This is a genomic window from Limnospira sp. (assembly GCF_051859755.1).
Lineage (GTDB): Bacteria > Cyanobacteriota > Cyanobacteriia > Cyanobacteriales > Microcoleaceae > Limnospira > Limnospira fusiformis.
In genome coordinates, this window is record NZ_JBIMLI010000016.1 from 28,643 (window position 1) to 52,040 (window position 23,398).

Genomic DNA, 23,398 nt, shown 5'->3' on the forward strand with positions numbered 1-23,398 from the left:
GCATCAACCTGATCATCTTCCGCGACGGGTGGTCGGTTTAGGGTTTCAATGGTGATGGTATCTGTAGCCGTTAAAGGATTATCAGGATCTCCACCACCTTGGTCATTAGTCGTAATTTCCAAGCTACCATTTTCGTTGAGAAACTCTGGTAATGGGGTAAATGTTAACCCTTCTAAGGCTTGGTTAATAGCTGAGAGAGTACCAGTCAAGGTGAGAGTTTCCGTGTTTTCGCCAGTAACTTCCACCGCTTCGGTATTTTCCCCTGGGGTAACTGTCCCATTGGTCGCCACTATAGTCACCACTAACGGGTCATCCCCCGCGTCTGGGTCAGCAATGGTAATAGCATTATCAGTTTCTGTGCTAAATACCAGCGGTGTATCAGTATTAGTGGCTTGGGTTTCTGGTACGTTGTTACTGGGTGGTTCATTAACCCCGGTGACAGTAATGGTGACAGTAGCGGTGGCTGTACTACCCATATCATCAGCTACTGTATAGGTGAAGGTATCTTCTAAGGTGGCACCAGACCGCAATGCTATAAATGATTCTACTGCGGTTGGGTTGTAGGTGTAGCTACCATTAGAATTAACGGTAACTGTAGCACCCCGAGAACTATTAGAGTCAAAACCAACCACCTCTAACAGACCCCCTTCCGGGTCGGTATCATTAACCAAAACTCCTTGAGCCGCATTTACAGTTAAGACTGTATTCGCCAGGATACTATTGCTATCATCGACAGCAACAGGAGGTTCATTAACTCCAGTTACAGTAATGCGGACGGTAGCCGTAGCCTGATTACCATCAATATCCTCGATAGTGTACGTGAAAGTATCAACTATCTCCTGTTCTTCCCGCAACGCCAATAAAGCATTAGCATTTCTGGGGTCGAATGTATAACTACCATCGGGATTAACTTGTACTGTAGCACCCTGAGCGCTCCTGCCATCAAAAGCCACAACCGTTAACGGATCCCCGTCTAAATCGAAGTCATTGGCGAGAACTCCCTCCGATGACTCAACACTCAAAATTTGGTTAGCAAGGGTGTTATTCTCGTCATCAACAGCCGTAGGGAGAGATTTTACCAGCACCGTCACTGTGGCTGTGTCAGTACCTGAACGTCCATCACTAATGGTGTACTCAAAACTAGCTTCTCCGAGAAAGTCCGAGTCCGGGGTAAATAACACATCACCGGCTTCTGGGTCTAGTTCTACTGTACCGTTATTAGCATTAGCCACTTCTATGATGGTCAGAACATCACCATCAGGGTCGCTATCATTAGCTAGTAAAGTTTCCCCAGGGATGTTTATGGCAGTATTTAGTAAAGCATCAACCTGATCATCTTCCGCGACGGGTGGTCGGTTTAGGGTTTCAATGGTGATGGTATCTGTAGCCGTTAAAGGACCGCCTTCTCCGGTGTTTCCGAGGTCGTTGGTGGTAATTTCTAACTGTCCGTTTTGGGCATTAAATCCCTCGGTGGGGGTAAAGGTTAAACCATCTAGGACGCGGTTAAGTGAATCTATTACACCTGTAAGGGTTAGGGTGTCGGTGTCGCTGCCGTTAATTTGCACCCCTTCTGTATTGGTGCCGACTGTTAAAATGCCGTTGGTGGCAACTAGGCTAACTTCTACTGGGCTACTACCAGCATCAGGGTCGGCAATACTAATGGAATTGTTGTTCTCTTCACTGAATACTAAGGGGGTTTCTCCATCGGTTTCTTGTGGTTCGGGAACTGTATTTTCCGGGGGGTTATTAATGGCGGTAATCCTAATGATAGAATTGGCGGGATTACTGTCTTCAATGCCATCACTAAGGATGACGGTAATTAGGCGATCGCTTGTCCCTGGTGCTAGGGATGTGTTATTATAAAATATTCGGGAAATGGCATCTTCATAAGCTACGGGAGGCGCAGTTCCAGTGAGTAGTAAAACCCCCGTATTTGGGTCATAAGCATCGGCGGTAATATTGGGAGATAAAAGCCCGGTAATTGATAAACCTTCTTCCTCTCCATTGGCGGGGTTGGTAATAGTAACAGTGGCTGAAACTATATCATCACCATCTGGGTCGCTAATGCTAATACTACCCAGTGCGCCAATACGGACAGGAGAATCTCCTTCGGTAAAGTCGGTGCTAAAATCGTTCCCAGGTGCGGCAGAATTGAGGTCAATAACAGGAGGCTCATTAACTAACTCTACATTAATGAAAACTGTAGCAGTAGCAGTTTGACCAGCACTATCTCGCACCGTATAAACGAAACTATCTACCCCCACAAAATCCCTGGGTGGTGTATAGATAAAAGATGAATTAGTCCGCTCGATTGTGCCACCTTCGCTGGTGGTTGATGGTAGATCTGTGATGGTGAGAATATCCCCTGGTCTTGACGGACTATCATTCTCTAACAGAGTGGAATTATTAACGTTTAATGAACTGTTCTGTGCCACACTAAGGGTATCATTTCCGGCTTCAATACCATCAGAAGGAGTCGGAGTCGGAGTCGGGGTCGGAGTCGGAGTCGGGGTCGGGGTTGGCGTGGGAACCGGGGGAGGAGTGGGAACAGGAGGAGTGGGAGTCGGTTCAGGACTAGGAGTCGGAGTCGGAGTCGGACTAGGTTCTGGCTCTGGGTCGGGTTCGGGTTCTGGGTCGGGTCCGGGTTCAGGTTCGGGTTCGGGTTCGGGTTCGGGTTCAGGTTCAGGTTCAGGTTCGGGTTCAGGTTCAGGTCCGGGTTCAGGTTCAGGTTCAGGTTCAGGATCTACTAAAGGTCCGTCTGGGTCGATGAGAAAATCTGTTTCGTCCAGCATGGCTGGATCTACATTTAATAAAACTGCTAAAAAGTCTCCGGTATTGCGGTCTATGAGCAATGTATTTCTGATATTGGCACCTTCACCACGACGAATTTCAATATCCGCAAAGGTGAGTCCTCCGGTTAATCCAATTTTGTCAACACCAGCTTGAAAGTCGGTGATCAAATCTGCTAATTCTGGGGAAGCGCCGCCAGTGGTACCTGTAATTACACTACCACCACCTTCAGACGCACTGACAACTAAGCCAACAACAAATATATTTCTACCACCACCACCAGTGAGGGTATCAACACCACGACCGCCTTCTAGTAAATCATTACCTTCATCTCCAAAGAGGCGATCGTTACCCTTTCCGCCTCTTAATATATCATTACCATCACCGCCAAAAATTATGTCGTCACCGGGACCGCCAAAGATAGTATCATTCCCCTTACCACCAACGAGTTCATCATTACCATCATCACCAAAGAGTAAATCGTTACCAGTCCCACCAAACAGGAAATCATTATCAGCGCCACCATAAAGGGTATTATTGCCACCACCAGCTACTAATGTATCGCTACCCTTATCGCCAAACATCAGGTCGTCATTTTCACCCCCTATGAGGCTGTCATTACCTCGACCTCCATACATGGTGTTATTACCAGAGACACCAAAGAGGATATCAGCATCTTTATCACCGAATAACAGGTCATTCCCACCTTCACCAAAAATTAAATCATTACCCTGACCACCCCGGATACAATCATCTCCGTCGCCACCATAGATGGTATCATTACCGTCATTGCCATTAATGGAGTCTGCACCATCACCCCCTCGGATAAAGTCATCTCCCCCTAAACCGAAAATGATGTTATTACCACCTACACCATCGATCGCATCATTAAAATCACTACCCAGAATGGTATCGTTTCCCTCTGTACCAACTCCTGAACCTTGTATGGTGATGATTTCTGGTTCTGGGTCGGGTGCGGGTTCTGGGTCGGGTGCGGGTTCTGGGTCGGGTGCGGGTTCTGGGTCGGGTGCGGGAGTTGGTGCGGGAGTTGGTGCGGGAGTTGGTGCGGGAGTTGGTGCGGGAGTTGGTGCGGGTTCCGGTTCGGGAAACTCAAAACCCTCTGGTCGAAAGAGAATTTCCCCGCCACCACCAGGTAAAGTTTCTCCGACTTGTCCTGCGAGACTTTGCAAGCCTGAGTCAGTTTGTTCAAGATAAACAATGGAACTGGTAGCGATCGAAACAGCTTGTAAAACCGGTTGTTCAGGAATAAATAAGAGTTCCCCATTGGCTCCGGTCATGGTATCCCCGATAGTCCCCCCAAAGGTTTGAAATTTACCAGGAATGGGGTCAGCCGGAAAAATTAATTCAATATTATTAGTGTTTAGTAGACTATTACCAGGAATAACTCGGCGAGAGATGAGAGCGAGGGTGGTAGGGATATTAACACCAGTCATGATGGAACTCCTTAATAGTGATCAAGTATTAGGGGGAATATTGAAACAGGGGAGGATATGGGTTTAACTGTTCTCCCCGGCTTTGGGAAATCAGGAACTATGGCTAGATGATGATGAAATCATTAGAGCCGATAATGGTACTAATGTTATCGGTCGAAGGATCAATTGATGGCAGAATAGCCAGGTCAAAGGCGGGTAAACTATCATCAGATAAGTTCGGGTCAAAACCGAGAATATAGTTACCTTGGAAACCTGGATAGGTGAGGTTATTCCGGTAGAGGAACAAAGCGGAACCGCCATCTGAACCCCTTTGATTTTTGAGCGCGGCGTTAACGGCTTGAATATTATCAAAGGTGTCTTGGAAGATAATTAATTGTCGTCCGCTAATGTCGGTACCTTCGGAGCCTAGAGCGCTAATGATAGCACTTTGGAGGGGTGCGGCGGCGGTGCCAACGGTGGGAACTAAGCCATCAAAATTGTTTTCTCCAGATACAATTAAGAAGCGATCGTTTCCTGGTTGTTTAAAATCAGTGATGATATCGACTCCCTCGCCGGGGTTGAGGTAGTAGAAGACATTGTTACCAGCATCTCCTGTGAGTAGGTCAGAACCTGCTCCCCCAGATATGGTATCATCTCCACTGCCACCAAAGAGGGTATCATTGCCACTGTCTCCGAAGATGAGGTCGTTACCATCACCACCAAAGACCTGATCACTACCCGGTCCAGCAAATACGGTATCATTACCTGGTCCGGCTATAATCGAATCATTCCCAGCGCCGCCAAAGATGCTGTTATCACCACCACTTCCCTCAATGGTGTCGTTACCTTCACCACCAAACAGGGTGTCATCTCCCTCGCCGCCAACGATAGAATCGTTACCTGGTCCACCAAAAATGGTGTTATTACCAGAGCCACCAATTAGGGTATCATTGCCTAGTCCTCCTTGAATCAGATCTCGACCAATTCCACCGAAGATTAAATCGTTACCGTCATCTCCAAATAATTGGTTATCGCCTCGCTCAGTCCTTATGGTGTCATTACCATCACCACCAAAAATGGTATCGTTACCTGTGCCACCAGTGAGGGAGTCATTACCATCACCACCACTAAGTAAATTACCGTCATTACCGCCGATAATGGTATCGTCTCCACCTTCTCCAAATAGACTGTTAATTCCGCTACCGCCAATGATGGAATCGTTACCGGGTCCACCAAAGATGGAGTCATTACCTTCGTTACCCAATAGGGTATCGTTTCCTTCTCCACCATCAATGACATCATTACCACTTCCCCCCACTATGGAGTCATTTCCCGGACCTCCTTCGAGGATATTTCGACCGCCAACACCCACGAGGGTATCATTACCACCAAATCCTTGAATGTACTCACTCAAGGCTGTACCAACTATGTTGTCATCTTCATCAGTTCCCTGAATGAAGTCATCCACGACTGAGATACTAAAGATTTGCTGGGGTAAGGTGGCCACACTATCTGTGAGTCGGAATACTAAATCATCTACGCCAGACTCTCTACCAGAGGTATAGATAATAGCACCAGTATTAATGCTTTCTTGGCTGAATCGATCGCCAGTTCTAATGCGATCGGTGGAAGTAGTCCCCAATCTCTGCATAATACCAGCTTGAGGCTCTCTTAATACCTCATAAAATACCTCAGTCGGAAGATTGTCTGGGTCTTCGGCAAATAGGTTATTAACTGTGATGGTTTGTTGCTGAGTTGGCAGTAGGATAATCCCGCGATTAACTACTAATTCTGGCGGTTGATTAACCTGTATAAATACAGTGGCTTGAGCAGTGTTACCACTACCATCAGTTATGGTATAGGTAAAGGTTTCCGGCTCTACAAAGCCAGGATTAGGAGTATAAGTAAATGTTCCGCCTCTGGGGTCAGCAGGACTTTGGATTAAGTCCCCCCCAGTGGTCATGGTAAATTCAATCACCCTAATAGGTTCCCCTTCTGGGTCGCTATCATTGGCGAGTACGTCAAAGGTCACTGGTTGGTTCACTGCTCGTCTCACCCGGTCATCAACTGCGTTAGGTGGCAAGTTGATAGGGGGTGGGGGTGGCGGAAGTGGAGGTACAGGAGGGGTCGGTGTGGGTGTCGGTGGTGTCGGTGTGGGTGTCGGTGGTGTCGGTGGTGTCGGTGGTGTCGGTGGTGTCGGTGGTGTCGGTGTGGGTGGTGTGGGTATGCCGATGTCCAAGCCGACGACGGGGACAAAATCGGAGGCGGTTAAGTTATTGCTGTTAACCCCAATGAGAACTGCTAGGAACTCTCCATCACTACCATTACGGATAATAGCATTCCCGGCGTTTTCCTCGCTTTGGGTAATGCTGAGTTGTTCAAAGGTGAGGTTCCCCAACAAACCAATTTTATCAGTCCCACCAGTGAAGTCATTAATGACATTAGCTTCTTCTACGCTACCGCCGCCACTACCTTCGGCGATCGCAAAGGTGTCACTACCGGAACCACCTGTGAGGGTATCGGCTCCGAGACCTCCAAATAATAAATCATCTCCCACTTCTCCAGCAATTTGATCATCACCTTCGCCGCCGATGATAGTATCGTTTCCTGGTCCACCAAAAATGGTATCGTTTCCAACTCCCCCAAATAATAGATCAGCACCATCATTACCGAAGATTAAATCATCTCCTTCGCCACCATAAATCGTGTCGTTGCCGTCATCTCCCCAGAGGATATCATTACCTTTGTCACCAAAAATCAAGTCATTCCCAACACCACCCCGAATGCAGTCGTTGCCGTCCCCGCCATACATAGAATCTGCACCAGGTCCCCCCAATAGGGTATCGTTGCCGAGGTTGCCGAATAGTAAGTCATTACCATCCCCACCAATAATCAGGTCATTGTCCTGACCTCCATAGGCGGTATCATTACCCGGTCCGCCGTCTAGGGTATCGTTGCCTTGGTTGCCGAAGAGTAGATCGTCGCCTTCGTCACCTTGTAGGAGGTCGTTTCCAGCTAAACCGAAGATGGTATCGTTTCCAGCTAAACCATTAATGACATCATCCCCTGATGAGCCGATAATGGAGTCATCTCCGGTGGTTCCTTGACCTATTCCTTCGATAATTTGGGCTAAATCGCCAGGTTGAACTGAGATCACCACTTGCGCTAGGTCGGAGTCTGTCCCGTCGGTGACATTGTAACTAAAGCGATCAGTACCAAAGAAGTCTGGGTTAGGTCGATAGGTGAATATTCCCGCACCGTTGAAGATTAAGGCTCCGTTGGCGGTGCTGCTGAAGTTTTGAACGCTGAGGGTATCTCCGTCTGGGTCTGTGTCGTTGAAGAGTACATCAAAAAAGGTGTCTTGTCCCTGGGTGGTGGTGACAAAAACATCGTTGGCTATGGGAGGTTGATTTTCTCTGGGTTCTGGGTCTGGGTCAGTTCCTGGGTCAGTTCCTGGATCTGGTGATGGGTCAGTCCCTGGGTCTGGCTCTGGGTCTCCTGCATCGTCAGGGATAAAGACAAAGGAGCCGTCTGCACGGCTTTGGAGTCTACCGGGTTCTCGATTTAGAACGGTGAGGAATCCTTGGTCTTGTCCGCCGGCTCTAACTACTATTACGGTTTCACTGCTACCTTGAATTGTAGCTTCAAAGCCTGGCTCATCGGGAACAAATAGTGTGACTCCTCCCTCTCCGAGTAGGGTATCCCCTAAGCCGTTGGAGGCGGGTAATATGTTGGTGATGGACCCAGGGAAGGTTTCAAATCTGTTGGGTATTGGTTCGGCGGGAAAGATGAGGACAACTTGGTTGAGGCTGAGAATTTGATCTCCAGGAGATACTCGCAACGCAAGTTGAGCGGGGGCGGTGGGAATGGTTGAACTGGTCATGAGGTGACTCCTAATTGGTGATGACTTGGGAATTTTGGCATAGACAAGGGGTTATTTTAACGGTTAGGCTATTTAAGTTTTTGGGGGCATGATTTGGGGAAGGTAGCCACATGGGTGATTTGAAGTCATCGCCATAAGATGAATGGCTATCAATTTAAACAGATTAATGATGGCTCAGTCAATGCCCGTATACTAATATCGCAGAAACTGTGACTTTTAATCATAAATTATTGAGGTTTTCCGGTGACTGATTCTGGAAAATCAAGAGGTATTATTGAGTATATTTGTCATGCACAAACACTGAGAATTTACTGGTTCAGGGTGAATTATAGCTGAATTGGGAATTAATCAGCATTAAAAAATATTTGGTATGATTGAGATTATCTGATGAGTTTAGGGGGGTATTGAGCGGGATTTCATAAATTTAATTTGATTCATATTGCGGTTTTCCTAACTTCTCTCTTGGCAGAACTGATATATATACTACCCAGTTTTATCTGAGGTTTATCGACGGTTTCAACTATTGGGGAATGTAGGGTCGCAAAATTTTTCGCCCCTACAGATTAGGTCTAGGGGCGTATTGTACACTATTAACGAGGGGTAGAAGAGGTCCGAGTTGTTCTTGACCGTTAACTGATAATTCACTATGACACAGGTAAAGGCGATCGCTAACCCGACTTAATAAATCCCAGACTATCCTTTGTAGTCTTTGTTGGTTTGCTGCCATCATATCCTCACTGGTCCAAGGCTGTCTCTGCTGTTGAATATCTCTGAGAAACAGAGGCGCACCCCAAAGGCTACTGGCTCCCTCTTGGAACCAGAGGGGTGAGGCCACATCTAGCCAAAAGTGCCAGGAATGGGATTGGTGATTGACACGGTATTGGAAAATGGTGGCGAGGGTGACACGATGAGGTTTAACAGCCATTTCTCCCATGGGATAGGGGTTGGCGGTCACAACTCCCCGGCGCAACAGTTCAATAAATTGGCGAGTGATTTCGACGGTTTCTAAGGGTGATGGCTGGGGTTTGTCTCTGGTATAAATATTCCAAAAGTGGATGGCGGTTTCCATTAATTCCCGCAACAGGTCGATTTGTGCAAAAACCTTTAAGGCTGGGCGATTCATATCCATAATTAAGTAAGATGAACCTGTAGCCCTAGGAAGGAAAAATTCCTGGATGGCTCGCTCTAATAAGGCGACAGGACTGGGGAGGAGGTTCTGATGATACTGCTGTTGCTGTAGGGCTAACCACTCACAAATATATTTATAGGTGTTGGCTGCACGGTAGCCGAGGCAGTCCCAGCGTGGAAAGGTATTAATTGGCAGTAATTTCGGATTTTGCACATCAAGGGCGAAACAGTGATCAGCTAATAAACCGGCTCGCACTGGATCGATCGCATTCTGGATGGGAAAATTGGCCGCGGGTGAGTCGGGGTCTGATGTGCTGCTGTGTTTACTCTCTGGGATATGGCTACTGATAATGGTCAGCATTTCGGCGATCGCATCTTTATCTACTAACCGTCCTAAGCCTGGATATACTAAGGCTAGTAGGGTAAGTAGCGATCGCACTACGGAAGAAGTTATCAGCGGTTGCTGTGGTTGAATTTCTTCTAGGGCAATACCTTCATGGGTTAAAATTTCCCGAATGCTATAGCGGGCGATCGCATCTAGCCCCGGAGCGATGATAGCAATATCCTGGGGCTGTACTTGATCATTTTTAATGGCTTCTATGATGGTTGTAGCAGTCCGCCGCAATAGTTCAGCCCTAGAGGTGGTTTCTATGGCAAAAACTGACTGCTGAGAGTTGCTCAAGTCGGGAAAGTGACCATAATCTTGATTTATCCATGACACCACCTGAGTACCGAGAGTTTTCGCTAAACCCTCGACAGGAGAAAGCTGTTCTATCTGACAGCGATCTTGCAACTGTGCTAGATATTTAGGATCTGCCCCTAAACCTAGTCTCACTGCACCTTGGGGATTGTAAGTAAATGCTCCCATCACTTGATTCTCTAATAAAAACTCGAATACATGGCGGGCGATCGCTGGGTATTCATCCACATCATCGGCTAAGATAACTCGATGCTGATTGAGCAGATGCTTTTGATAGGTGGGATGCTTTAACAAATGTGGCCAATATAAATCTGCTATAATCCCATAAGTCAGTAATCCCTTTTGCTGACACCAATTTTGCCAACGCAGGAGCATCTCGGTCATACAGGTATAGGTTGTCTCAGGAATGTCATCAACAGCCTCATGGCGTTCTAAAATACTAGGCAGATCTTCAACAGGCGTGCCGCTGAGTGCTGCTAGTTGTAATAGATCGAGGGTTGTACGGACAATGCGATCGCGTCCTTTCCCAAGGTCCGTTAATTTTCCGCTATCGATTTCAGGACTCCAAAGTTGGCTGGCAAGTTCCTGTTCTAGTTCAGGACGCAACCTCTGGGGAAATTGGGCTCTCAGGTCTAGGGCTTCAATTAGCAGGGGCCAGAACAAAAGCACTTCCTGCTGAAAAAATCCCATAATGGTGATGGCGGAAAATGGATATTGTCCAGCAGATGCTTGGGTTATCCTATCAACTAAATGGCGTTTATTGGTTCCATTAGCAGCTAAAACTAGGGGACGCAAGCCTTGTAGAGGGTGCTTGGGCTTAAATGGGGCTGAATAGGGCGCTTTGATAGCGCCTAGATACATTTGACTCCAAAGACAAAATTGCTCTACCAAACGGGTAGTTTTACCTGTTCGTGAGCCTCCGGTAATCCACAGTGATTGCCAAACCACAGCCATTTCAGTAAAAGTGCTAATATACCCCGTACATTACCATTTTTTCGCGCCTAACCTCAAATAGGTGTTTATGGCAACTCACTATGACATCCTCAAATTGGACTCAGTTTAAGCGGTTTCTCAATCGCGCTAATCAGTGGTTTCGTGATACTCCTGATCGAGCTTTAGATCAGGCATTAGATGCGGCTCTCAAAATCCGCTCTCTGGAAAATGAGCATTTTCATGGTGAGGCGATCGGGTCGTCTTCTGATGAGTATAGCGATCGAGTCTTGTCTTATTTTAAATCGGAGGTTAATAGGTATTTACAAGTCATTCAAATGCGGTTGGCAGAATTTAACACTAGCCGCTCTATTTTCGCCATTTCCGAACAAATAGACCCCGCCGAACTTAATCGAAAGTTGCGGAATCAGGATGATATTTACGATCGCCATCAAGATGCCGATACCATTGCGATCGTCTGTGAAAAACTAGAATTTATTGATGCTGTAACTAGCCGTTATCATCAAAAAAAATCCCCAAGCAAAGTACCATCAACATCTAAAGCACTGGTAACACTTGAGGACTTAGAAAGCCGTTCTCTGATACCTAACGATCCAGAAAATGGACTGGTTTCGCTTCCCCAAAAGTCTAAGTCTATTCTCAGTTCAGATATCCCTATTTCTCCCCCCAAAGCGGATAATAATCTTAAAGATAACCTCCAATCTGAAAACTCCGGCACTAGCTTTCTACCTCGAACTTTGCTCAGAACTGTGACTCGCATTAAACGGGAACTTAACCCAGAGTCAGAAGAACAGGTCATTAAAGATTATCGGAAATCGAAAGTTAAAACTATTATTGCAATTAGATTTATTCTCATTTTGATTTTAGTGCCGCTTCTGACTCAGCAATTGTCGAAAAACTTTGTGGTTGGTCCCTTGGTCGATAGATTTTGGGTAAATGAAAACACGCCCATATTTATGAATGTTGACATGGAAGAAGAAGCATTGATGGAAATCGAGAGATATGAGGCCAGGTTAAAGTTTGAGATGATGGTGGGTTTCATACCAGAATTAACCGAGGAAGAGTTGGAGGAAAGAACCCAAGCCAAAGCCATCAAAATTGCCGAGGAATATCGCACATTAAGTTCTAATGCTATTAAAAACATTTTTGCTGATATTATATCAGTGTTTACGTTTGTGTTAATTTTGTCTAACAACAAGCAAGAAGTGCAAGTTTTGAAATCATTTATGGGGGATATAATTTATGGTCTCAGTGATAGCGCCAAGGCATTTATCATTATTTTGTTAACTGATATGTTCGTAGGTTTCCACTCCCCCCACGGTTGGGAGGTAATTCTGGAAAGTGTGGCTAGACATTTCGGAGTAGCAGAAAGTCGAGATTTTAACTTTCTGTTTATTGCAACATTTCCGGTTATATTAGATGCGGTATTTAAGTATTGGATTTTCCGCTACCTCAACCGCAGTTCACCTTCCGCAGTATCGACCTATAAGACTATGAATGAATAACAGCAGCCCCGAGTTGGATCGGGTTTATTAATATGGTGGGGTGGGAAGGCGATCAACTAACAGAACCCGCCCCCATAATTATTAATTATTAATTATTAATTATTAATTGTTAATTATGAGATTTCGGGGGGAATGGGGACGACAGGGGGTTCCTAAGCAAATTTGGGCTGCTGGTAGGTCACTGAAGACGCTGGATCTAGCGCCGACAACTGTATTAGCACCGATCGCCACACCCGGTCCGATAAAGCAATCTGTAGCCACCCACACCCCAGGGGCGATCGCGATTGAGGCGGTTTGTAGACCAAAAGCGGGGTCATGGATATCGTGGCTTCCGGTACACAAATAGGACTTTTGAGAAATCACGCAATGCTCACCGATTTCGATACGGTCTAGGCTATAAAGTACCACATCATCACCAATCCAACTATAATCACCGATCGCCACTTTCCAGGGGTAAGTAAACCTAGCGGTAGGTCGAATAATTACCCCTTGACCAATTTTGGCCCCAAACAGTCGCAAAATCCCACAGCGAATGTTATTAAACGGGTGAGGAGTGAGGGGAAAGGCGATCGCCTGAACCAGCCACCACAGCAAAATAAACCATCCTGGCTTCCCCCGGTCAAACCCAGATTGATCATACTTTCGCAGATCAACCCAGGCTTCTGTCGATGTGTCGGTTTTCGTCATTTTTCCACTGTTTGAGGTACAGACTGAGGCGTGACCGTGTTTGTGGTGGTTTTAGCCACATTCAACTGACCACCAAATTGACGCAATTCGTACAGTTTCACCCCAATTTGATATTCATATTGGCTCAATAGTCGGCCATAAATATAGCCAGCGCGACCATCCAAAAAACCCAGTTGGATAATATAGAATAGGATAAATCGCAACAGAGGCTTAAAGGGCAGTCGGACCCAAATAGTTTTTAAAAAGCGTTTCCGCTGGACTGCATCTCCAAATAAATCAGCCCCAATGGTTTTACTATCGTCCTGACCCGTGAGGATATTGTAGTAAACCCGTGCTTCCCAGTTAGAATAACGGTTATGGCGTTCTATCCAGTGGAACAAATCCCGGAAATCCTCATGAAGCATATCTTCTTGAAGATAACCGACTTTTCCTTCCGAGATAACTACGTGCTCGTGTACTTCGTTATCTCCGGTATTGCGGACATTCTCCGTGTTTAGATTTTCGTAGCGACCTAGTTTATGCTTGAATAGACGCAGGTTCCAGTCGGGATATTTACCGCCGTGGCGAATCCATTTCCCCAGGAAGAATACCCGACGATTAATGTAATAGCCAGAATATTCCGGGTCTTGGATTTTTTGGGCAATTTCTTGCCAAGATTCGGGGGTGATGCGTTCGTCACAGTCCACAATTAGCACCCATTCATTACGAAAGGGGAGGTTTTCTAAGGACCAGTTTTTCTTTTTCGGCCATTGACCATTGAAGTGGAATTGTACAACTTTAGCTCCCAGACTCTCGGAAATTTCCACAGTGCGATCGCTACTTTGAGAATCGACCACCAAAATTTCATCAGCCACAGCCACACTAGCTAGACAAGCGGGGAGGTTTTCCTGTTCATTTTTGGCAGGAATTAGCACGGAAACGGGAATTTTGGATGCAGTAATGCTCATAACACAATGTTGATAAGTAGACCATTAAGATAGGTGATTTCTCATGTTTTGGGTTTGGTGGCTGTGTTGTTGATGTTTAACAAACCAGCGATCGCCGCTCCTAAATAGCCAATTTGACCATAAGCATAAACCAAATTATCAAATCGGGTAGCTGGATCGTTAAAATACTTTAGGGATTTGTAAAGTCCTCTGACCATATTCTCGCCGCCCCGCCCTAATTGTCCCCAGTTGGCGCGTCCTGACAGTTGTTCACGGTAACACTCACTAATTCCCTGCCACCAGCCTCTCTCCATGAACCAACTGCGCTTAACTCTTTCCGGAGCGACATTATGAGCCACCAAAGCATCGGGAATATAAGCCACCTCCCAGCCTCGGTTGAGAGCTTCTTCTGTCATCACCAGTTCTTCGTTAGAAAGCAGCCGTTTTCCCACTCTACCTAGATTAGGGTCAAAGCCTCCAATTTGGTCAAGAAAGGTGCGGCGGATAGAGTAGTTTAGTCCTCTGGGGGTTAAGCCGGGATTAGTGATATAAAGGATATCATCTCCCAGGTTATATGCTCCTAAGTTTTCGGCTAAACCGGGGGATAGCCATGGGGGTGGGGTGATGCCTTCTGGCCAAATTAAGGTAACGCGACCTCCTGCTACGGCTAGTTTATGGTTGTCTTGATACGCTCTGTAGAGTACCCTTAGCCATTGGCGACTAGCGACGGCATCATCGTCTAGGTAAGCTAAAATTTGAGCCTGGGCGGTTTTGGCTCCGGTATTGCGGGCGACGGACAGACCTGTGATCGGCTCGTAGACATAACCGAGTTTAGGGTGATCGAGTTTGCTTTCGACTATTTCACGGGTGCGATCGCTCGAAGCATTATCTACCACTATCACCTCAAACTCATCAAATTCCTGGTCTAGCAAGCTATCGATCGCCGCCCCTAAGTAGTTGGCTCGATTATGGGTACAAATGATCGCAGAAATCAGCGGTTCAGACATAACTAGAGTTCCTAGAGGTTGCTGATGGGTTTCCCAACCGTTGATGCAAATTCCCTGACCACTAATCTGGGTTAACTTAGTCCCCACGGGTCGCAGTTACGAGCCTAGATTAGGATGCTATCATTTTACACAATCTTTATCAAAATTCCCATTATTTTTACAGAACCCCCTGTTAAATTGGTCTAGCCTTGGTGTTTAATCATCCTCGCGGGGATTAAATAATTTTGATAGCGTTCCTCCCTATAACATTAATTACAGCTTGTTCAGTCTTGAATTTTTACAGTAGCAGCATTTAATAAACCAGTTGGTAAAGGCATTTGTTTCAATGAGCATCAGACCGAGTTTAATTACAGCTAAATGGGAAAGAATTGTTGACTTGTGTTGATGTTGGTATTATAATAGAAGTAACTGGTTGTTTTTCATAAACCTAGCGATCGCTGTAAAATTGAGCGAAGGGCGATCGCTTTTTTTGTGATGTTAGCCTTGAGGGAGGTTAGACAGAGCCAGAATTTAATCCAAGATTTGCTTTACATCTTAGGACAATAAGGTACAATACCCCAAAAGATTCGCAACTCAATAATGAATATACGGTCAAACCCCAGACCATGCCAAATTTCCCTGACGACATACTCATCAAGTCGGATTCATGGTAAAATCCAATCATGCGTGCGAGACGTTTAGGAGTGAAATAGGGATGCAATGCCCGAAATAGCCTCCTAGTGGGACTTCCACCCCTTGGTGGAATATAAGGGACTCGTATCCTGACCATCCCATAACTGTTTATATGTCCCGACGCTTGGAGAAATCTGAGCAAGGCAGGGGACTCAAGGTCATAAACAAACTGAGAAATCAGGGAGTAGAGAGTAAAGGCGATAGCCACCCCCAATTTCAGGATACACGATTCTGGGATTGAAGCGGGGAACGGAAGGCGTGAGGTAGAACCTACTACCAAATGCGACCACTGCCAACCATCCATGATTAGGGAAACCGAATGTCCGGCTTGAACCATCGTAATGATTTAGCAGCGTAATAGGTTGCCACGCTGCGCTCAAAAGAGCAAGGGGAAAAGTAGGGTTTTGCATAAAACACCTACACAGACCTTTTTAAGTACCCCGGTGGAGAGGACAAGTCTAAAGATGGAATGCCCATATAAACGGAACGTTTAAACTCCTCATTGGTTCTCCTTATCAAAAAAGTGAGCAATATTACTCACAAGGAGTAGTGAAAAGTGTAAGCGTATACCATTGAGGGGAAAGGATGTGACTGAAAGCCAATGCCTAATTGTAATGATTAGGATATGCCCACTAGTCACGGTGTAGATATAGAGACTGCGACAAGTAGGAGTAATATGACGAGAGCGAGTTTAAAGACTACGAGTTGTATGCCAAGCTCCCAAAGTTGGAATCATAAAGCGGGGGTTCGTAACCCTGTTCCTAGTGACAATGAAGGGTATCTACATCAGGAGCCGTATGAGGTGAAAGTCTCAAGTACGGTTTGGAATTGGAGTTGGGGAAGGCGACTTCCCTTTCGACCATAACGATCAAAACTTAACATCAAGGAGTTTCAACGTGATTGAACCATTACTTTCGGGGATCGTCTTAGGCTTAATCCTGGTGACATTAGCGGGACTATTCTTTGCAGCCTATCAGCAGTACAAACGCGGAAATCAACTGATTGACTAAGATTCCCACAAGGCAGGCCTTGTCTCTGGGCTGCCTTGTCTCTGAGGTTTCGAGGAGCGATCGCGATTTTTTGATGATAATTGCCGAGAGCAGTCCAATCAGTCCAATCCAGCCACAAAAAGGGCGCGACTCAAGAGCCACGCCCGCCAGTCAAATGGTTAAGTTGATGTCCTAGTAGGTTTCAACGTGCCAACGGTGCTTTTTCTTGAGTTGCTTCTGATAATCAGACCAGTCAACATCAAACTTACCTGCTGCGGCCGACATTCCCTCATCAATGCCGCCTTCCATACCTTTGAGACCGCAAATATAAGTATGGGTGTTGGGTTTTTGGATCAATTCCCATAACTGATCGGCATTTTCCTTAATCCGATCCTGGATATACATTTTGCCACCTTCTGGGTTTTGTTGTTCCCGACTAATGGCTAATGTCAGGCGGAAGTTTTCAGGGAACTGTTGCTGTAATTCTTCAAGTTCCTGTTGATAGAGGATGTTGGGGCTGTAAGGAATGCCAAAGAACAGCCAAGCCAAGCCTTTGAACTTGTAATCTTCGTGCTGTTCCTTAAACATCCGCCACAGGAATGCCCGGAAAGGCGCAATTCCCGTACCCGTTGCCATCATAATGATAGTGGCATCCTCATCCTCTGGGAGCAGCATTTCTTTACCGACCGGGCCAGTAATAGCCACATCAGCCCCAGCTTCCAGGTTGCACAGATAAGTTGAGCAAACTCCATAGACGGTTTCCCCGGTTTCTGGGTGTTTATATTCCAACTGACGAACACATAGGGAAACTGTTTTATCATCTACATGGTCGCCATGACGGGTAGAGGCGATCGAATACAGCCTGAGTTTATGGGGTTTGCCATTGTTGTCAGTTCCTGGCGGAATAATACCAATACTCTGACCTTCGAGATAGCGCAAGTCGCCGCCACTGATATCAAAAATCAAATGGCGAACAGTCCCGGTTCCACCTTCCCTAACTAACTCTTCGTTAGACAGGCATTTGCCGATATATGGATTTTTGGGCTTGTAAATGTTAACAGGAATATCTGTTTTGGCTTTCGCTTGAGTCATAGTAGGGGTTTGGGTTCCAGATGATTGGCTCTGTTGTCCATTTTCTGGTGCCGCTTGAGTCCGAACCGGAGGGGTTTCGCCAGCAGGGTAGATATTGACAATCTTGGCCCCCATTTTAGATAGGCGACGCATCTCCTGGTTCATGCGTTCGTAGGGAACGGTGAGGTAGACTGTGCCACTGCGACGAATGGGATAGTTAAAGTTGTCAGTGTTCTGTCCCTGACGCATCCCTTCGACTTCAAAGACAAAGATACGGCCCGCCGCTCCTGTCCTCATAGCAACACCAGTTCCAGTTGGACTGTACATTCGTTATTTCTCCCTTAACAATACTGAGCTGTTCACCCAAAAACTGTGACAGATTGATCAGTTTCGGCGATTTTTAAAGCAAAATTGCTAAATTGTTCAGACCAATTACTCCCACACTCCTAGCCAGAGGTGGAGTTTATATTCCCGAACCTGTCACACTCCTAGCCATTTTATCAAAAAATGGGGTACAAAGCCCCATTCTTTAAGGTAGCCGAGGATGGCTTTTTGTCAGCAATTCTCATTTTGACCCGCATCCTGTCCAAGATGCCCGATGATGCCCAATCTTGAACGAAAGAATGGGGCTTTCAAGAATCGCTCTTGAGATGATTCTCAATAAGCTGGGGCAAAATTTCCATAATGAGAATTGCTGGCTTTTTGTGAAAGTTATTGCATATTTTTCGCTTGTATGGTAAAATTGCGGTTTTATAAATTGGTGGTCCTCCGGAAACAGAATTGGCGGTTGATTTTCACGGGTGATCTTCGGGTTCATCGAGATGTTCGGATACATCCCGATAAAGGTTGAAAATATGATGGTCTTTGAGACCATAGACTACATTGCGTCCCCTTTTCTGATAACTGACAAAGCGCATGGTCCTCAGAATTCTCAGTTGGTGGGATACGGCGGATTCGGTCATGTCAACGGCGGCGGCTAGGTCTCGCACACGCATTTCTTTCAGGGCTAGTGCTGACAAGATACGCCAGCGGTTGGGGTCTCCTAGGGTACTAAAAAATTCTGCCATCCGTTGGGCCTTTTCCATGCTCAAAATTTTCTCTGGGGCGAGGGGCTGGTGGTCGTGGTGATGGGGATTGCTATCAAGGGTGTCAGACATATTGTGATGTGGGGGTTTGACTGTGGGGGATTAATCTCAATTCTAAAGAAATTATTAAACTTCCAGATACATATATCTGAAAGTCTGTTCAGATGTTATAGTAGTTACTATGAAAGCTTGTTCAAGCATAAGTCTATTATATCTTGAGGAGAAGTTCTGATGACCACGGTAACTCAAATGAAATGCGCCTGCGAGTCCTGTCTGTGTATTGTGGATACGACAAAAGCGATCGCCAAAAATGGCCAATATTACTGTAGCGAAGCCTGTGCTAATGGCCATCCTAATGGGGATGGTTGCGGTCATAAGGGTTGCAATTGTCACCACTGATTAATTAATTTGGGGGGTAGCAGCAGAGTTGATGGATGGTGATAGATAATCTGCTGCTATTTTTTGGGGAATTTAGCCGATCGCTTTGCTGACTCTGGTTGGGTTACACTTGGTTTCACCCAACCTACAAAGTCTCTACCAAGTCTTTAGTTAGGTTACACTTGGTTTCACCCAACCTACAAAGTCTCTGGTTAGGTTACACTTGGTTTCACCCAACCTACAAAGTCTTTAGTTGGGTTACACTTGGTTTCACCCAACCTACAAAGTCTCTACCAAGTCTTTAGTTGGGTTACACTTGGTTTCACCCAACCTACAAAGTCGGAGTGATCATGAAGTTGAGGAAGAGTTTTGGGGAAGTTTTAGGGGTATTTCAATAACAAACTCGCTTCCCACAGACTCTTGGGAAACACAACGCAGGGTTCCTCCGTGTTTTTCGACGATAATTTGATAGCTGGTGGATAGTCCTAAACCTGTTCCTGAACCCACGGGTTTGGTGGTGTAGAAAGGGTCAAAGACTTTGGAGATGATTTCCTGACTGATACCAATACCGTTATCAGCAATGCGAATTTGGACGGTTTTTTGCTCGGTTAGCATGGTGCTGATCCAAATCATACCTGGCTCGTTGATAATTTGTTCCTGGGTCTGTTTTTTGTAGCGATCGCAAATAGCATCAATAGCATTATTGATTAGGTTGAGAAACACCTGATTAAGCTGTCCAGCACAACATTCAATCTGGGGAATATCTCCATATTGTTTATGGACTTGAATCGCGGGATGTAATGGTTTTTCTTTCAGACGATTATCAAGAATCATCAAGGTACTGTCGAGGTTTTCATGTAGGTTAATATATTTAACTTCCGATTCATCCAGCCTCGCAAAAGTTCGCAGGGATTTAATAATATCTCGAATCCGATCTGCTCCCAAAGTCATTGATTTAAATAGACGCGGCAAATCTTCTATTAAAAATTGAAAATCAATAGTTTCTATTTCTTCGGTGATTTCCGGGTGTGCTTGGGGGCAATGCTTTTGATATAGTTCAATTAGTCCTAATAAATCTCTGGTATATTCTTTAGCATGGGTAATATTGCCGTAAATAAAGCTGACTGGGTTGTTGATTTCATGAGCCAAACCTGCTACCATTTGCCCTAGGCTAGACATTTTTTCGGATTGCACTAATTGAACTTGTGCTTGTTGAAGTTGGTTTAATGTAGCTTCTAGGGTTTCAGTTTGCGCTTGTGCTACTCTGGCGGCTTCCTGGGTGGCGGCGTAGAGTTCTGCTTGGTTCAGAGCAATGACTAATTGATTAGCGATCGCTTCTAATAGCGCGACTTCTGAATGAGTCCAATTATGGATATCCTGACAATGTGCTAGGACTAAAGCTCCTTTAGTGTCTTGTTGTGTCTGAATGGGTAAAATCAAAACAGAACGGCATTCTAACACCAAAAAGAAATTGCGAATAGTGGGAGTCGGACAGGTGGCAATATCATCAATTCGCATCATTTCTCCAGATCGGATATATTTGCTAACTGGACGCAAAGCATCGCCGGGGTAAAGTTCAGAAATACTCGTGATAGAGTCAATTTTGGCTTCTTTGCGAACTTCCCATTCAGGGGTATCTAAGTCGCTTCTATACCAGACAAAATAGGTGCGATCTATATTTAATACACGCCTAATTTCAGCGACAGCAGTTGCCAAAATAGTATCTGTATCCAGGGAGTTACGAATCAACCCAGATAGACAATTTTCGAGTGCTTCTCTTTCTGCTAGTTCTCGCAGTTGTGCTTCGGAAATTCTTAAATTTTCCTCAGTTTTTTTAAGGCTGCTAATATCAAAAGCTGTGCCAATAATTCGGTTAACTCTTCCCGAATCGTCTATAATAGGATTAAGAGTAGTGAGAAAAAAAAATTTATTTTGACCAAAATTCAAATATTCCTCATACTGTAATGATGACTTTTTCAGCCAACAAGTTTCATAGTGACAGCGGATAGCTTTAGCATATTCATCTAAAAACATATCTTCGGGTTTTTTACCGATAATATCCCTAGATTTGATGCCAGTAATTTTTTCGGATGCGGGGTTCCATCCCACAAACTGAAAGTCTCCATCTTGGGTAACATCAACGACAAAAATTGCTTGTTCAATTCCATCATAAATACTAGAGAGGAACTGCTCACGATCGCGCAAAATTTGCTCAGAGTTTTTGCGATCGGTAATATCCATAGCAATTTCAAATAGGCGCAGTACCTGTCCGACTTGGTTACGAACCGCCTCCCCGCGACCTTGAATATAACGAATGCCATCAGGTCTAACAATACGGTGGTCAATTTCGTAGGATTTTCCGGTAGCTAAAGCTCTCTCAACTTGGTTTAGCCAATTGTCGCGATCGTCAGGATGAATAAGTTTTAGTAATTCCTCAAAGGTTAAACAATCTTGGTCTTTGACCAAACCCAAAATCTGCAAAAATTCATCAGAACAAGTAATTTTTTGAGTAACAACATCATATTCCCAATTACCTATATGAGCAATACGCTGCGCCATTTCCAGGTTTTCAGCTACTCGCAAGGCTTCAGTTTCTTTCTGTTTACGTTGAGTAATATCTCGGTTACTAACCCGTTTTCCCTGATACTGTCCGGCTGCATCATAGATAGGCTGATAGTTATGACCAATCCAACGCACTTGTTGATCGCGGGTGATCATACGAAAATCTATTTCCTGGTTATTACGATCGCAGACATTTTCATATAAATAAGGAATTATGCGATCGCGATCTTCAGGATGAATAATTTTTGCCAATAGGCTAGGGTCTTGCATAAACTCCTTGACCGAGTAGCCAGTTATGCGTTCACAGGAGGGAGAAACATATACAATTTCCTGTTGAGGATTAATCCAATATTCCCAATCATAGGTAAAATCGATAATCCTTCGGAACTTATCTTCAACAGCCTTGAAATTATCGGCGATCGCTTTTTGTTCAGTAATATCTCTACCTACTCCATAAATAGACCCCGACTCGAACACAGGCACAAAAGTCCAGGACCACCATTGATAGGAGCCATCTTTAGATAAAAGTCGATTTTCAAACTGACGAGTTTTGCCATAATGTATAGCATTAAATTCCTGAAAAGTTATGGTTTGGTCTGGCTCATATACCAAACTCATAAAAGAACTATCTATCAGTTCATTAAAATCATAGCCTAAGCTAATTTCCCAGGCGGAATTAAGAAACTTAAAGTTACCTTCCAGGTTGAGAATTGCCACCAGGTCAACGGTATGGTTAAATAGGTGATCGATTTGATTTCTATGATGCCACCATTCAGCTAAACGTTTTTGTAGAGAAGCCAGTAACCTGTGCTGTCTGAAATTGAAAATATGAGTAAATTTCGAGGTAATAATAGCTGGCAATTTTGCGGGATTATTACCATCATGATAGTCCCCAGCCATTTCCGTATCAAAAATAAAGCCATTCAAGACAATATCGTGATTAGGTTTTCTCTCGGGCTTGGCACTGGCATATAGCAATTTCCATTGGCCATCTGGGGTGGTATATTGCCAATGTCTAGACCAAGTTTTTAAACTGGCTGCACAATCATAAATAGACTTATAAAAATTTTGGCGATCGCCCTTTTTTTTTAATCCAAAAATGTTGTCCGAATTGATGCAAAAATCATCTAATTCTACCCCATAAATATCTCTAAAATTGCCAATAATATAGGTATATTTTTCACTACCATCAGCAGACAATAGATATTGATAAAATACCCCAGAAATCCCCGCCATTAATTCTTGAAGTTGTTGGCATTCATTCATGAGATTTCCATGTTTACCTGTCAACTCAGATTGTACAGATGGTTCTGGGGTCATTTTCAGTGCACCTCTCTACTCAATCAGACCAAGGCTTTAAGGGCGCGTTTAACACTTGATGCAAGATTTGAATAGGTAATAGGTAACAATCCCAAGTTTCCACCCTATAACCCATTTTCCGCGCACTTTGCTATCTCCGATCATAAGCCATATTATTATCAAACAATAATAAGTTTTTAAACAGCACGCGGCCAGGAGTATCCCCTGGGCAAAACACTGGCATAGGGAGAGGGTCTGATACATTTACGCGACATTTATCCGGCTATTGCCTGACAATGCGACGATAGCACTATTACCCGTTAAGGTAACAG

General features: G+C 45.0%; 12 protein-coding genes. 3 read left to right on the plus strand and 9 right to left on the minus strand.

Annotated features, from left to right (window positions below; genetic code table 11):
- The 3 genes from ACTIE0_RS04800 to ACTIE0_RS04810 form a co-directional block, all read right to left on the minus strand.
- Positions 1 to 4,244: cadherin-like domain-containing protein (locus ACTIE0_RS04800; RefSeq protein WP_439516851.1), on the minus strand; the 4,244-nt coding region annotated here is incomplete at its 3' end.
- 103 nt (positions 4,245 to 4,347) lie between these two features.
- Positions 4,348 to 8,106, minus strand: coding sequence for an Ig-like domain-containing protein (locus ACTIE0_RS04805; protein WP_006668060.1), 3,759 nt, complete (start codon positions 8,104 to 8,106; stop codon positions 4,348 to 4,350).
- A 556-nt stretch (positions 8,107 to 8,662) separates the two neighbouring features.
- Positions 8,663 to 10,888, minus strand: a complete 2,226-nt coding sequence (locus tag ACTIE0_RS04810; protein ID WP_006668059.1) for a hypothetical protein — start codon at positions 10,886 to 10,888, stop codon at positions 8,663 to 8,665.
- Between the two features lie 80 nt (positions 10,889 to 10,968).
- On the opposite strand from ACTIE0_RS04810, the gene ACTIE0_RS04815 reads away from it, so the two are divergent.
- Positions 10,969 to 12,390: a proton extrusion protein PcxA gene (locus ACTIE0_RS04815; protein WP_006668058.1), complete on the plus strand. Its 1,422-nt coding sequence runs from the start codon at positions 10,969 to 10,971 to the stop codon at positions 12,388 to 12,390.
- 102 nt (positions 12,391 to 12,492) lie between these two features.
- On the opposite strand, the gene hpsU is transcribed toward ACTIE0_RS04815, so the two are convergent.
- From hpsU to ACTIE0_RS04830, 3 genes are read right to left on the minus strand one after another with little or no spacing between them, the layout of a single operon-like run.
- Positions 12,493 to 13,077 (minus strand): hormogonium polysaccharide biosynthesis acetyltransferase HpsU, encoded by a 585-nt coding sequence (gene hpsU, locus ACTIE0_RS04820; protein ID WP_006620803.1) that lies wholly within the window; start codon positions 13,075 to 13,077, stop codon positions 12,493 to 12,495.
- Complete coding sequence (locus tag ACTIE0_RS04825) at positions 13,074 to 14,024, minus strand: glycosyltransferase family 2 protein (protein ID WP_006620802.1); 951 nt, start codon at positions 14,022 to 14,024, stop codon at positions 13,074 to 13,076. Before ACTIE0_RS04825 ends, hpsU begins: the two co-directional genes overlap by 4 nt.
- Before the next feature lie 41 nt (positions 14,025 to 14,065).
- Complete coding sequence (locus ACTIE0_RS04830; RefSeq protein ID WP_174447157.1) at positions 14,066 to 15,010, minus strand: glycosyltransferase family 2 protein; 945 nt, start codon at positions 15,008 to 15,010, stop codon at positions 14,066 to 14,068.
- Positions 15,011 to 16,578: 1,568 nt separating this feature from the next.
- Here ACTIE0_RS04830 and petG point away from each other — a divergent pair.
- Positions 16,579 to 16,692, plus strand: coding sequence for a cytochrome b6-f complex subunit V (gene petG / locus ACTIE0_RS04835; RefSeq protein ID WP_006616220.1), 114 nt, complete (start codon positions 16,579 to 16,581; stop codon positions 16,690 to 16,692).
- Between the two features lie 171 nt (positions 16,693 to 16,863).
- On the opposite strand, the gene cpcD/petH is transcribed toward petG, so the two are convergent.
- Both cpcD/petH and ACTIE0_RS04845 read right to left on the minus strand, forming a co-directional pair.
- Positions 16,864 to 18,069, minus strand: a complete 1,206-nt coding sequence (cpcD/petH, locus tag ACTIE0_RS04840) for a bifunctional rod-capping linker CpcD/ferredoxin--NADP reductase PetH (protein WP_006669353.1) — start codon at positions 18,067 to 18,069, stop codon at positions 16,864 to 16,866.
- A gap of 467 nt (positions 18,070 to 18,536) precedes the next feature.
- Positions 18,537 to 18,899 (minus strand): ArsR/SmtB family transcription factor, encoded by a 363-nt coding sequence (locus ACTIE0_RS04845; RefSeq protein WP_006624014.1) that lies wholly within the window; start codon positions 18,897 to 18,899, stop codon positions 18,537 to 18,539.
- A gap of 159 nt (positions 18,900 to 19,058) precedes the next feature.
- On the opposite strand from ACTIE0_RS04845, the gene ACTIE0_RS04850 reads away from it, so the two are divergent.
- The gene (locus tag ACTIE0_RS04850) at positions 19,059 to 19,226 is read left to right on the plus strand and encodes a metallothionein (RefSeq protein ID WP_006616223.1); all 168 of its coding nucleotides are present in this window, start codon (positions 19,059 to 19,061) and stop codon (positions 19,224 to 19,226) included.
- Between the two features lie 327 nt (positions 19,227 to 19,553).
- Here ACTIE0_RS04850 and ACTIE0_RS04855 read toward each other — a convergent pair whose 3' ends face one another.
- Positions 19,554 to 23,087 (minus strand): PAS domain-containing protein, encoded by a 3,534-nt coding sequence (locus ACTIE0_RS04855; protein ID WP_006669354.1) that lies wholly within the window; start codon positions 23,085 to 23,087, stop codon positions 19,554 to 19,556.
- Positions 23,088 to 23,398 lie beyond the last annotated feature (311 nt).

Coding starts and splice junctions, on each gene's coding strand:
- ACTIE0_RS04855 (WP_006669354.1), bottom strand. CDS start 23,087: ATGACCCCAGAACCATCTGTACAATCTGAGTTGACAGGTAAACATGGA.
- ACTIE0_RS04810 (WP_006668059.1), bottom strand. CDS start 10,888: ATGGCTGTGGTTTGGCAATCACTGTGGATTACCGGAGGCTCACGAACA.
- ACTIE0_RS04805 (WP_006668060.1), bottom strand. CDS start 8,106: ATGACCAGTTCAACCATTCCCACCGCCCCCGCTCAACTTGCGTTGCGA.
- hpsU (WP_006620803.1), bottom strand. CDS start 13,077: ATGACGAAAACCGACACATCGACAGAAGCCTGGGTTGATCTGCGAAAG.
- ACTIE0_RS04850 (WP_006616223.1), top strand. CDS start 19,059: ATGACCACGGTAACTCAAATGAAATGCGCCTGCGAGTCCTGTCTGTGT.
- ACTIE0_RS04845 (WP_006624014.1), bottom strand. CDS start 18,899: ATGTCTGACACCCTTGATAGCAATCCCCATCACCACGACCACCAGCCC.
- cpcD/petH (WP_006669353.1), bottom strand. CDS start 18,069: ATGTACAGTCCAACTGGAACTGGTGTTGCTATGAGGACAGGAGCGGCG.
- ACTIE0_RS04825 (WP_006620802.1), bottom strand. CDS start 14,024: ATGAGCATTACTGCATCCAAAATTCCCGTTTCCGTGCTAATTCCTGCC.
- ACTIE0_RS04815 (WP_006668058.1), top strand. CDS start 10,969: ATGACATCCTCAAATTGGACTCAGTTTAAGCGGTTTCTCAATCGCGCT.
- ACTIE0_RS04830 (WP_174447157.1), bottom strand. CDS start 15,010: ATGTCTGAACCGCTGATTTCTGCGATCATTTGTACCCATAATCGAGCC.